Annotated in this window: 10 protein-coding genes; 5 read left to right on the forward strand and 5 right to left on the reverse strand. The window is 64.7% G+C overall.

The annotated features are described in order from the left end of the window. Positions 1-15 precede the first annotated feature (15 nt). Positions 16-1,041 carry an ABC transporter substrate-binding protein gene (locus B015_RS0100535; protein WP_026226739.1) on the reverse strand — a complete coding sequence of 342 codons (1,026 nt, stop codon included), beginning with the start codon at positions 1,039-1,041 and terminating at the stop codon, positions 16-18. Between the two features lie 421 nt (positions 1,042-1,462). Between B015_RS0100535 and B015_RS32065 the strand changes: the two genes are divergently transcribed. Together B015_RS32065 and rpe are read left to right on the forward strand one after the other, a co-directional pair. Beyond that, the gene (locus tag B015_RS32065) at positions 1,463-3,898 is read left to right on the forward strand and encodes an EB domain-containing protein (RefSeq protein ID WP_157632652.1); all 2,436 of its coding nucleotides are present in this window, start codon (positions 1,463-1,465) and stop codon (positions 3,896-3,898) included. Between the two features lie 137 nt (positions 3,899-4,035). Beyond that, complete coding sequence (rpe, locus tag B015_RS0100545; RefSeq protein WP_018425689.1) at positions 4,036-4,710, forward strand: ribulose-phosphate 3-epimerase; 675 nt, start codon at positions 4,036-4,038, stop codon at positions 4,708-4,710. 91 nt (positions 4,711-4,801) lie between these two features. Here the strand turns inward: rpe and nagA are convergent, their stop codons facing one another. From nagA to B015_RS0100565, 4 genes are read right to left on the reverse strand one after another with little or no spacing between them, the layout of a single operon-like run. Beyond that, a complete protein-coding gene (gene nagA / locus B015_RS0100550) occupies positions 4,802-5,959 on the reverse strand; it encodes an N-acetylglucosamine-6-phosphate deacetylase (RefSeq protein ID WP_018425690.1) in 1,158 nt (385 codons plus the stop codon). Next, complete coding sequence (locus tag B015_RS0100555; RefSeq protein ID WP_018425691.1) at positions 5,956-6,966, reverse strand: SIS domain-containing protein; 1,011 nt, start codon at positions 6,964-6,966, stop codon at positions 5,956-5,958. Before B015_RS0100555 ends, nagA begins: the two co-directional genes overlap by 4 nt. 14 nt (positions 6,967-6,980) lie before the next feature. Continuing rightward, a complete protein-coding gene (locus tag B015_RS0100560) occupies positions 6,981-7,769 on the reverse strand; it encodes a GntR family transcriptional regulator (RefSeq protein ID WP_018425692.1) in 789 nt (262 codons plus the stop codon). Continuing rightward, positions 7,762-8,643, reverse strand: a complete 882-nt coding sequence (locus tag B015_RS0100565) for an N-acetylglucosamine kinase (protein WP_018425693.1) — start codon at positions 8,641-8,643, stop codon at positions 7,762-7,764. The genes B015_RS0100560 and B015_RS0100565 overlap by 8 nt, the downstream gene beginning before the upstream one ends. Before the next feature lie 197 nt (positions 8,644-8,840). Between B015_RS0100565 and B015_RS0100570 the strand changes: the two genes are divergently transcribed. The 3 genes from B015_RS0100570 (at position 8,841) to B015_RS0100580 (ending at position 12,195) form a co-directional block, all read left to right on the forward strand. Then, positions 8,841-9,755, forward strand: a complete 915-nt coding sequence (locus B015_RS0100570) for an N-acetylmuramic acid 6-phosphate etherase (RefSeq protein ID WP_018425694.1) — start codon at positions 8,841-8,843, stop codon at positions 9,753-9,755. 31 nt (positions 9,756-9,786) lie between these two features. Further along, positions 9,787-11,046 carry an ABC transporter substrate-binding protein gene (locus B015_RS0100575; protein ID WP_026226740.1) on the forward strand — a complete coding sequence of 420 codons (1,260 nt, stop codon included), beginning with the start codon at positions 9,787-9,789 and terminating at the stop codon, positions 11,044-11,046. 207 nt (positions 11,047-11,253) lie between these two features. Continuing rightward, positions 11,254-12,195 carry a sugar ABC transporter permease gene (locus B015_RS0100580; RefSeq protein WP_018425696.1) on the forward strand — a complete coding sequence of 314 codons (942 nt, stop codon included), beginning with the start codon at positions 11,254-11,256 and terminating at the stop codon, positions 12,193-12,195. Positions 12,196-12,198: the final 3 nt, after the last annotated feature.

The following is a 12,198-nucleotide window of genomic DNA, read 5'->3' on the forward strand; positions in this document are numbered from 1 at the left end:
GGCTTGGGAGGAAGCTTACTTGAAGAGCTTCTCGGCGTCTTCGATCGAAAGCTGGCTGGTGTAGGAGAAGTAGCCCGGCTTGCCTTCGAGGTCCTTGGCGACCTGCTCGACATTCTTGTTGTCGATGAAGGGGATCGGCAGGTACATGGCGTTCTTGTACTGGCCCGCCGTTGCCGGCTCCTTCAGTTCCTTCTTCTGCAGCATCAGCACGGCGACGTTGAGTGCCGAGGCCATGACGCCGGGAGGGTTCACCGAAGCGCCCGAGTTCAGCTTGTCCTTGACCCAGATGTCGATGAAGTCCTTGCGGATTTCACCGGTTGCGGCGATCGACGACTGCTTCTTGGCGTCGATGATCGACTTCCAGGCGCCCGCTGCCATGCCGTCCTGCACCCAGACGCCGTTGATGTCCGGGTTGGTGGCAAGCAGGTTCTGCATGGCCTGCTGGCCCTGCGCCTGATCCCAGTTGGCGTTCACTTCGTTGACGATCTTGATGTCAGGATACTGGCCGAACACTTCCTTGTAGCCGGCGACGCGCATCTCGTTGGCCGGGTGGCCGGCGACGCCGTTGATCGCAACCACGTTGCCCTTGCCGCCGAGCGTCTCGGCCAGCCACTTGGCGCCTGCGGCACCCCATGCCTTCTGGTCGATGCCGACATAGGTGGCGTCGGGCGACGACACTTCGGCGTCGGTGGCGATGACGAGGATGCCGGCTTCCTTGGCCTGGGCGAAGACCGGGTCGAACGCCGTCGGGCTGTTGGGGTTGATGATGATGGCGTTGACGCCCTCGGAGATGAAGTTGCGGACATGCGCGATCTGGCCGGGCACGTCGACATTGGCGCTCTGCACCACGACTTCGACGTCGACGCCTTTTTCCTTCCAGGCGGCCGCGGCGGCCTGGGCCTGCTCGATCATCTGGGTGCGCCATTCGGAGCCGACCCAGCCATTGCTGAGGCCGATCTTGAAGGTCTCGGCCTGGGTCGAAAACGCCGAAACGGCGAGCGCTGCCACCGTGGTCAACGCCAACGTTGCAAATTTCCTCATGTATTCCTCCCGATGCAAAAACTGCTGCCAGACATGATAGGCAGATTATGTAATCGATTTCAATCGCCATTTTGCAAGGGTTTGAGGCCTCGCCAAGCACATCAAAATGAGGTCGGAAAATGCCTGCGCGTCGTGAACCTTTTTATGGCTCCAAGACACACAGGACGGGACGCATGCGGCGTCGGCAACGGAATGCAGGACATGGGAACAGACCAAGGTGCGGAGCAGGGCGCCCGGCAACGCCGATGCGAGGCGCACCAGCCCGGTGCGGGCGTGGTCGCGTTGACCCGGTGGGAGCGCCGACATATCGTCGCCGCAAGGGGCAATCGCAAGACTGCCAAGGTAGGAGAGTTTCGCTTCTTGGCTCCTGGCGGCAGTCGGCGTCGCGGGCTTTCTAGCCATGGGTTTCGGGAGAGGTGCCATGTTGCGGTGTCGTGACGGAGCCATGCTCGCGCATCTGGCCGGCGCCGTGGCCCTGTTGCGCCGTGGCTTTGCCGTTTTCCCGGCGACACTGGCCCTGTTCGCCGTCCTTGGCAGCGTCGCGCCGGTTTCGGCCCAGGACAGACAGATTTTTCACCCCGGCGCTACCGCCGTTACTGGCTTTTCAGGTGCAGGGGCTTCAGCCGAGCACGCGGCGAGCAAGTTCATCGATCCCAGCGGCGCAAGCCTGCGCGTTTTCGATTTGTCTTCGCTCGGTGGTCCAGGGGGCGACCAGGTGGCCGATGGCGGCAAGCCGTTCGAGGTCGTTGCCGGCCAGGTGGGCCAGGTGTTCGGGCTCGCCTTCGACGATGGCCTGCGCGATGGAAATCCTTCCGGCATGCCCGATCTCTACGTGGCGGCGACCTCGCTCTACGGTGTCCGCATTGTCGGCAGGGACGCCAAGGGCCAACCTCAACCGCAGCAGCGCGGTGCGCCCGGCGCTGCCTTCATGTCCGGCCAGTTCGGCGAAGAGGGTGGCGGCGGGCCCGGCACCATCTGGCGCATCGACGGGTTGACCGGCGCGGTTTCGAAATTCGCCGACATCGGCACCAATAGCGGGCCTGCGATCGGCAACATCGCCTTCGACCCGGCGCATCGGCAATTCTTCGCTTCCGATCTCGACACCGGCCAGATCCATCGCATCGACATGTCCGGTGCCCTGGTCGAGAGCTTCGACCATGGTGCTGTCGCCCGTCCAAAAGCCGGGCTGACCCCGGTCAAGGATGACGGCAAGCGGATGGAGATTTCTTCTCCGGCATTCGACAGCGACGACCCGGCGACTTGGGCCTACACGCAAGCCGAGCGCCGCGTCTGGGGCGTCGCCTTGAATGGCGGGCGGCTCTTCTATGCAGTCGGTGACAAGGCGGAGATCTGGTCGGTCGGCATCGGCGACGGCGGCAAGCTCGCTGAAGACGCACGCCGCGAGTTCGTCGTCAAGGCGGACAGCGACCTGCCGGTCACCGACATTGCCTTCGACGACAAGGGCGACATGTATCTCGCCCAGCGTGGCAAGGCCGGCAATGCTGCGGCCGGCAAGGCGGAGGTGCTGCGCTACAGCCGCGATGGTAGCGGTGCTTGGGTCCCTGTTCCGGTGGCAAGCGCTGCCGGCCCGGCGGCGGGCGGCGTTGCCCTGCAATATGGCTATGACCCGCAGGGACGTTTCGACCGCGCTTCCTGTTTCGGCTCCATTGCGGCAACAGGTGAGGAGACGGCCTCAGGTGGAGCTGGTGTCGTGTTGATGGAGCCGGCCAAAGGCGGGGCCTCTGCCAACTCCCGCTTCGTTCGCCTGGGCGCCACTTCGGCAAAGGTCGGCGACGTCGCGGTCTGGCATCCCTGCGAGGGGCCCGCGAGCGCGCAGGCCCCGACGGCCGCAACCGGGGTCGCCGTGGCAACCGCTCCGATTGCCGGCGCGCTTGCCGAGGCGGTCGGCAAGCCTTCGGCCGCCCTGCAGGTCGAACTGACCGGCGATGCCATCTGCCAGATCGGCAAGCCCTGCAGCTTCGTGATCAAGATAACCAATCCCGCCTCGGCTCCGCTCGAAGGCCCTGTCCGTTTCGGCGACGCCATCGCCGCCGACGGCATCGGTCGATTGAAGGATGTGTCCATCACTTCCATTGATCCGCCGCTGGATTGCAAGCCGCTGGATGCCAGGCTGCCGCTGTCCTGCACCGGTGGAGGTGGGCTTGGCGGCGGTGGTAGCAGTACGCACAAGATGACGGTCGTCATCGCCGCCGCTGCGTTGGGCGGGGCGGTGTCGCCCATCTCCGCCCAGAACTGCTTTGCTGCCGTGCCGCCCGATACGACGGTTGCCGGCCTCGCCGGAGGCGCTGCGGCCCCTGGCGGTCCCGGCGGAGGCGGGCCCTTTGCTTGCCACCGTTTCACCATCGAGATTCCGAAGGACGGTGGCGGCCAGTGCAAGCTGCTGCCGGGCCAGATCCGCAAGGAGGGCCGCTGCATCTGTCGGAAGGGAACGTCGCTCGTGGACGGCAAGTGCGCGCCGGCCAAGCAGCCCGCATGCAGGGTCTCGGGCCAGGTCCGCAACGCCGATGGCCGCTGCGCCTGCCCGCGTGGCACCCAGGCGGTCAGCGGCGCGTGTCGCAAGCCGCCGCGCAGCTGTCCGGCCGGCACGACGTCGACCAATGGCCGCTGCGTGCCCGACAGCACCAATGGCGGCTGCATCGCCGGCGAGATCTTCGTCAACGGACAATGCATGATCGTCGAGGGCTGTCCGAGCGGCATGGTGGGGCAGTTCCCCAACTGCCGGCCCGTACCCCGTACGCTGCATACACCCTCCAACGACAGCGACCGGCCTGACTCCCCCGGACGCCAAGGGGGTGGCCGCGGCGGCGCGAGCGGGCCGGGCACTAACAATCCGTAGCCCGAGCAGCGCAAATCGATCTGGCAGGCGTTACAAGGTTCTCCGCTGCGGCGATGTGCCGGGATTCTCGGCTCGACAAGGGCTGCGGCTGATATTAGGCAGTCGCTGATATAGCGCCCTTCCGGAAAGGCCTGAACGTGAGCAACAAAACCCTGATTGCGCCCTCGGTGCTGTCGTCCGATTTCTCCAAGCTCGGTGACGAGGTCGAGGCCATCGTCGCCGCCGGCGCCGACTGGATCCATCTCGACGTCATGGATGGCCATTTCGTCCCCAACATCACCTTCGGCCCGCCCGTCATCAAGGCGATCCGCGGCCGCACCGACAAGGTGTTCGACTGCCACCTGATGATCACCCCTGCGGATCCGTATCTGGCGGCCTTCGCCGATGCCGGTTGCGATATCATCACCGTGCATGCCGAGGCCGGTCCGCATCTCGACCGCTCGCTGCAGACCATCCGCAATCTCGGCAAGAAGGCCGGCGTATCGCTCAACCCGTCGACGCCGGAATCGGTCATCGAATACGTGCTCGACCGTCTTGACCTGGTGCTGCTGATGACCGTCAACCCCGGCTTCGGCGGCCAGGCGTTCATTCCTGCTGTCATCGACAAGGTCAGGCGCGTCAAGGCGATGATCGGCAGCCGCCCGATCGACATCGAGATCGATGGCGGCGTCACGCCCGAGACCGCGCCCTTGGTCACCGCCGCCGGCGCGAACGTGCTTGTTGCCGGCAATGCCGTGTTCAAGGGCGGGCCGTCGGCTTATGCCGCGAACATCGAGGCGATCCGGGCTGCGGCCGACAAAGCTGCGGTCTGACACGCAGAGCTTGGGGGGACGCCCCCTCATCGTCACGCAAGCCGTGACAGTGAGGGGCTTTCCCACCCGGTGTAGACCTATCCCGCTCGGACTAGGCCGAAAACACCTTCCGACCGTCGATCCAGGTGCCGGACACGTCGAGTGCGCCGGTGAGCTGCACGGCATTCGCCGCGAACCCCTTGGCCAGCCGCCCGAGGCGGTGCTCCTGCTTGACGGCTTCAGCCGGATAGAGCGAGGCCATGCGGATGGTTTCGTCGAGGCTGAAGCCCATCTTTTCGTGCATGAAGCGAACGGCCGAGATCATGTCGAGGTCGGCACCGGCGAGCGTGCCGTCTTCCAGCGTCAGGCGGCCGTTTTCGCGCTTGATGGTACGGCCGTTGAGCTGGAACGACTTGAGGTCGGTGCCGATGGTCGCCATGGCGTCGCTGACGAGGAAGATGCGCGCCGGGCCGTTCTTGGCCTTGAGCGCGATCTGCATCGCCGCTGGGTCGACATGGATGCCGTCGGCGATCAGGCCGGCCCACATGGTTCCGGTTTCGACGGCCGCCCCGACGAGGCCGGGCTCGCGGTTGCCTATTTGACTCATGGCGTTGAACAGGTGTGTCGCCATGGTGGCGCCGGCCTCGGCATACTCCGTTGCCGTGCGATAGCTGGTGTCGGTGTGGCCGAGGCTGACGACGATGCCAGCATCCGCCAGCGTCTTGACCTGCTCGGCCTTGACCGATTCCGGCGCGATGGTGGTCAAGAGCACCGGCATCGACGGACGCGCAGCGACCAGCATGGCCTCGTCGTCGGTGTCCATCGGGCGGATCAGCTTGGGATCGTGTGCGCCCTTGCGGGCGAGCGACAGATGCGGCCCCTCGAGATGCAGGCCGAGGAAACCGGGCACCTTGCGCCTGGCGGCTTCGATGCCGGCGGCAATGGTCGAGCGCGTGATCTCGGGGGTGTCGGTGATCAGCGTCGGCAGCACCGCCGTCGTGCCGAAGGCCATCTGCGCCTTGCAGACGATTTCCAGCGTGTCGACGTCGGGCTTGTCGTTGAGCATCAGCCCGCCGCCGCCATTCACCTGCAGGTCGATGAAGCCGGGGACGAGCATGGCGCCCGCCTCGGTGACCTTCACGCCAGCCGGAACATCGCTGCGCGCTACGATGCCCTCGACCAGCCCGTCGGCGACCAGCAGCGCCGCATCCTCGTGCCAGGCGTCACCGTCGAAGATGCGCCCGGCAGCAATGGCAAGACGTTCGCTCATATGGTTTCGGTCACTTTCCTGAGGTTCGGCGGGCTGTCGGGGTTGAGGCCGCGATGGCGGGCAAAGGCCTCGACGAAGCCGTAGAATGAGGCGATCAGCATCAGCGGATCGGTGAGCGGGTGGCCGGTGGCGACGTGCTCCAGCACCTTGGCCTTCTTGGCCAGCGACGAGGTGATGTGGATCGCGGCACCGCGGTCGGCGAGGCCGTCGGCGGCCTGGGCGATCGACGGCTCGGACGCATCGCGAGCGGCCAGCGCCAGCACCGGGAAGCCGGGGCGCACCAGCGCCAGCGGGCCGTGCATGACCTCGGCCGCGCTGTAGGACTCGGCGTGCATGGCACAGGTTTCCTTGAACTTCAACGCCGCCTCGTTGGCGATCGCGAAGGACGGACCGCGGCCGAGGATGAACAGCGAGTTGCCTTCCGTCAGTTCGCCGGCGATGCCCATCCAGTCGCAGTCGACAGCCTTGGCGAAATGCTCCGGCAGGGCCGAAAGCGCGGCCAGAAGCTTGTCGTCGCCGGTCCAGTGAGCGAGCACGGCAAGGCCGGCGACCGCCGAATTGACGAAGGTCTTGGTTGCGGCGACGCTCTTTTCGACGCCGGCGCGGATATCGATGGCGTGTTCGGACGCCTCGGCCAGCGGCGAGCCGGCGGTGTTGGTCAGCGCGATCGTCAGTGCGCCGCCAGCGCGGGCGCCCTCCGCCATGGCAACGATGTCAGGGCTCTTGCCCGACTGCGAGATGGCGAGGCAGGCGGAATCTGCGAGCTTCAGCCTGGCGCCATAGATCGATGAGATCGATGGGCCGATGGAGGCCACCGGCAGGCCGGCGTTGAGCTCGATGGCATATTTGAGGAAGGAGGCGGCGTGGTCGGAGGAGCCGCGGGCGACCGTCGTGACGAAACGGGGCTGGGCACGCTTCAAGTGCAGGCCGGTTTCTGCCAGTTCCTTGGCCGAGCCTTCCAGCAGGCGGGCGGTCGCTTCGGGGATTTCGGCGATTTCGCGCCGCATATGGGTAGTCGCGTTCAAGTACTTTCTCCTTCTTGCCCTTCGGGGCCGGGCAATCTCAGTTCGGCGACGAAGTCGTAGGCGTCGCCGCGATAGATCGACTTGGTGAACTCGATCACCTTGCCGGTGGCGAGATATGAAATGCGCTCGATCTGCAGGCAGGCCGAGCCGACGGGCACCGCCAGCAGCTGGGCCTCGGGCTCTCCGAGATTGACGGCGGAGATACGCTGCACGGCCCGGACCGGGCGGTGGCCGGTCTTGCCAAGAGCCATATAGAGCGAAGATGTCACTTCGTGAGGGTCGGGCAGCACCGAAGCCGAAATAGTTGCGCGCTCGATGGCAAGCGGTGTTTCGTCGGCGATGCGCAGGCGGCTGAGCCGCGACACAAGTTCGCTGGCGGAGAGGCCGAGCACCATCATCTCGTCGGGCGAGGCGGTGTAGATGCCGCGCTCGAGCCATTGCGAGCGTGCCGCCATGCCGCGCCGCGCCATGTCTTCTGTGAACGAAGTGAGGCGCGAAAGCGACTGCTCGACGCGCTCCATGCGCGGGGCAACGAATGTGCCGGAGCCATGGCGCTGCACCAGCACGCCCGACTTGACCAGATCTTGTACCGCCTTGCGTACCGTGACGCGCGAAATGTCGGCCTGGGCGGCGATATCGCGTTCTGAGGGCAAGGCGTCGCCGGGACCGATCAGGCCACGCTTGACCGCCTCCTCGATGTTCTTCTTGAGCTGGAGATAGAGCGGCGCGCCGGACTGGCTGACGTCGCGCAGAGCGGCGAAAATGCGTTCGGCGGCGTCATCCATGGCTGCCTCCCGCCTTGGCGAATTTCTTCACCGCCATCTGCACCGCGCCGCCGAGTGCGTCCTGCAGCGGCGGATGCATGATAGCGCGGTAGCGCTCGGAAAGCAGCGGCGCATAAAGCACCGATAGGCCGCCCAGCAGGCACAGCCGTTCGCTGGAGGCGAGGTTGAAGACGGCGAGCGTCTCCTCGACGTCGGCGACGGCGCGATCGGCGATGCGTTTCGCCACGACGTCGCCCTTGGCCGCGTGCTCAAAGACCATCGGCGCGAAGCTGCCATAGTCGACCGGCTTGGCATCTGTCGTGAATTCGACCATCTCGCCGGGATTGCGGCCGAAGCGGTCGAGCACGATCTCGGTCAGTGGCGAGCCCTCGCGGATTCCGTCAAATGCGAGTAGCGTCTCCTGCAGCAGGTCGCGGCCGATGCGTGCGCCGCTGCCGAGGTCGCCGATCTGGAAGCCCCAGCCGCCGACTGGCGTGAACTTGTCTCCCCTGCGACCGAGATAGACCGTGCCGGTGCCGAGTGCGGCAATGGCGCCGTCGTGGTCGCCGAGCGCGCCTTCGAGCGAGATCAGCGAGTCGTTCTCAACGTCACTGTTGCGGAAGGGCAGAATGGCTTCAAGCCGCTGCTTGTAGTCGCCGACATTGGCGCCGGCGAGGCCGAGCACGGCATCGGCGGAATTGAACAAGGTCGGATCAAGACCGGCGTCGGCGAAGGCCAGGCGGGCCGCCTCGACGATGTTTTCGCGCGAACCCGAAAGGTCGGTGCGGATGTTCGCAGGGCCGCCGCGCCCGCGACCCAAGACGTCGCCGGCAGGGGTGGCCACGGCCGCCCGGCAACCGGTGCCGCCACCATCTATCCCGAGCACAAGATCCACGGTGTTTTCTCCTCGGGATTGATAATACCAATAAAATACCAATAGCCAAGCATTAAATTCCCGCAGGCGGCATCGTCGGCTCATTGCGTTGAATTTTAGAGATTTTTCGAGTTGCCTCGCGCTGCAGCAAAGGAATTTGTTAACGCCGCTGGACAAGTGGTATTTTTTTGGTATTGTCGATGAAAGGGAGAGACAGAATGGCGCCAAGGCGTACAGAAGCGGTGCACAAAGATGCCGGGGGGATCGACGCCCGGGCACCTGAATCCATTCTGCGCCTGCTTGCCGATGCCCAGATCGAAGCTGCTGGCGCTGTCCATGCAGCCATTCCCGAAATCGCCGAGGCCGCCGACAAGATTGCAGTCAGTCTCGCAGCCGGAGGCCGCCTCGTCTACGCCGCTGCCGGCAGCTCCGGGCTGATGGCGCTTGCCGATGCACTCGAACTGCCCGGTACCTTTGGAATTCCGCGCGAACGCGTCTTCATCCTTCTTGCCGGTGGCCGCGAGGCACTGATCAATCTTGCCGGCGGTCCCGAGGACGATGCTGGACAGGCTGTCCGCGATGTCGCCGCAACCGGCCTTGCGGCCGGCGACTGCCTCATCGCGCTTTCGGCCAGTGGCTCGACGCCCTATGCAATCGGCGCGCTCGAGGAAGCCAAGCGCCGTGGCGCATCCACCATTGCCTTTGCCAACAATGCCGGCGCGCCGATGTTCGACATCGCCGAGACGTCGGTGCTGCTTGCCACGCCGCCGGAAGTCGTTGCCGGCTCGACCCGCATGGGTGCCGGCACGGCTCAGAAGATCGCGCTCAACATGATGTCGACGCTGGCGGCCATCCGCCTCGGCCATGTCCATGACGGCTACATGGTCAATCTGCACGCCGACAACATCAAGCTGCATGAACGCGCTGCCCGCATCGTTTCGGCGATATCTGGTTCCAGCGAATCCGAGGCGCAGGCGCTGCTCGAAAAGAGTGGTGGCTCGGTCAAGATTGCGGTCCTGCTGGCGGCGGGGGCCGCAAGCCTGGAGGAGGCAAGCCAACTTCTGGAGGGGGCGGAGCTGAAGCTCAGATCCGCGCTTTCGAAGCTCGAGGGGAGCAGAGGCTCTCATCAGTAGAAGCCTTGGAAGGTTAACAGGGAGAACTGAAATGAAACATCGTCTGCTTACTGGACTGCTGATGGCGTCCAGCATCCTCGGCTCTGCCGGGGTTGCGCTCGCCCAGGATGCCGCGCTCACCATCGAGAGCTGGCGCAACGACGACCTTGCCATCTGGCAGGAGAAGCTGATCCCGGTGTTCGAGAAGGCCAATCCGGGCATCAAAGTGACCTTCGCGCCGTCGGCTCCGACCGAATACAATGCTGCTCTCAATGCCAAGCTCGACGCCGGCTCGGCTGGTGACCTGATCACCTGCCGTCCGTTCGACGCCTCGCTCGAACTCTACAACAAGGGTCACCTCGCTGACCTGAGCAGCCTGCCGGGCATGGAGAACTTCTCGCCGGTCGCGAAGTCCGCCTGGCAGACCGACGATGGCAAGGCCAGCTTCTGCGTGCCGATGGCCTCCGTCATCCACGGCTTCATCTACAACAAGGACGCCTTCGAGAAGCTCGGCATCGCCGTCCCGGCGACCGAGGAAGAATTCTTCGCGGCTCTCGACAAGATCAAGGCCGACGGCACCTATATCCCGATGGCCATGGGCACGAAGGACCTCTGGGAAGCCGCGACCATGGGCTACCAGAACATCGGCCCGAACTACTGGAAGGGTGAAGAAGGCCGCCTGGCTCTGATCAAGGGCGAGCAGAAGCTGACCGACAAGGACTGGGTCGAGCCGCTGGCGACGCTGGCCAAGTGGAAGCCTTACCTCGGCGACGGCTTCGAAGCCCAGACCTATCCTGACAGCCAGAACCTCTTCACGCTCGGCCGCGCCGCCATCTATCCGGCCGGCTCGTGGGAGATCGCGACCTTCAACACGCAGGCCCAGTTCAAGATGGGTGCCTTCCCGCCGCCGGTCCGCAAGGCTGGCGACACCTGCTACATCTCGGACCACAACGACATCGGTGTCGGCCTGAACCCCAAGAGCAAGAATCCGGAAGCCGCCAAGAAGCTGCTGTCCTGGATCGCTTCGCCCGAGTTCGCGACCATCTACGCCAACGCCCTGCCGGGCTTCTTCAGCCTGAACTCGGCCGCCGTGAAGATGGAAGACCCGCTGGCACAGGAATTCGTCTCCTGGCGCGAGAAGTGCAAGCCCACCATCCGCTCGACCTACCAGATCCTGTCGCGCGGCACCCCGAACCTCGAAAACGAGACCTGGGTGAAGTCGGCCAACGTCATCAACGGCACCGAGACCCCGGAAGCCGCTGCTGCCGAGCTGCAGAAGGGCCTCGACAGCTGGTACAAGCCGGCAAAGTAATGCGGCGGGCTTGATGCTCGCTGGGAGGGCGCTCCGGCGCCCTCCCGTCCTCTTCGAATTCGGACCCGCGGATTCGAATTGGGACTTGAATTAGCGCATCCGAAGATGCGCTACTGCTTCCATGGCCAAACGGGCCGGAAGCGTCGCCGGGGCACATCCTCGCAAACAATTTCAACGGCCCGGTCGGGCCGGGCCAGGGAATTTGAGATGTCGGAGCAAAGCCTAGAGCATAGCCAAGACAAGAGACCGACGCGTTGGCACATCGCCGTCTTCCTCGCGCCCGCTCTGCTGGTCTACACCGCCGTGATGATCCTGCCGTTGTTCGGTACCTTGCAATTGTCGCTGTTCCGCAACATCGACAATGCCCAGGTGTTCGCAGGCTTCGACAATTTCCGCACGCTGTTCGGCGATCCGCGCTGGTCGGCGTCGTTCTGGAACGCGCTTGGCAACAACACCTGGTTCTTCATCATCCACATGCTGGTGCAGAACCCCATCGGTGTCGTGCTGGCGGCGCTGCTGTCGAGCCCGAAGCTGCGGTTCTCGGCCTTCTACCGTACCGCGATCTTCATCCCGACACTTTTGTCCTTCGTCATCGTCGGCTTCGCCTGGAAGCTGATCCTGAGCCCGCTCTGGGGCGTCGCGCCAAACGTGCTCGACCTCGTCGGCCTCAAGAGCCTGTTCGTGCCGTGGCTCGGCAAGGAAGAATATGCGCTTACCGCGCTCAGCCTGATTTCGGTCTGGCAGTTCGTCGGCATCCCGATGATGCTGATCTATGCCGCCATGCTGTCGATCCCCGAAGAAGTGATCGAGGCCGCCGAATGCGACGGCATCACCGGTATGGCCCAGTTCTGGAAGATCAAGCTGCCGCTGATCCTGCCCGCGATCGGCATCATCTCGATCCTCACCTTCGTCGGCAACTTCAACGCCTTCGACCTGATCTATTCGGCGCAGGGCGCGCTTGCCGGGCCCAATTACTCAACCGATATCCTGGGCACGTTCCTCTACCGCACGTTCTTCGGCTTCCAGCTGCAGATCGGCGACAAGAACATGGGCGCCACCATCGCCTCGATGATGTTCTTCATCATCCTCGCCGGCGTGTGCCTGTACCTCTTCCTCATCCAGACGCGGCTGCGCCGCTACCAGTTCTGAGGG

Origin of the sequence: Hoeflea sp. 108 (assembly GCF_000372965.1) — a bacterium.
Classification (GTDB): domain Bacteria; phylum Pseudomonadota; class Alphaproteobacteria; order Rhizobiales; family Rhizobiaceae; genus Aminobacter.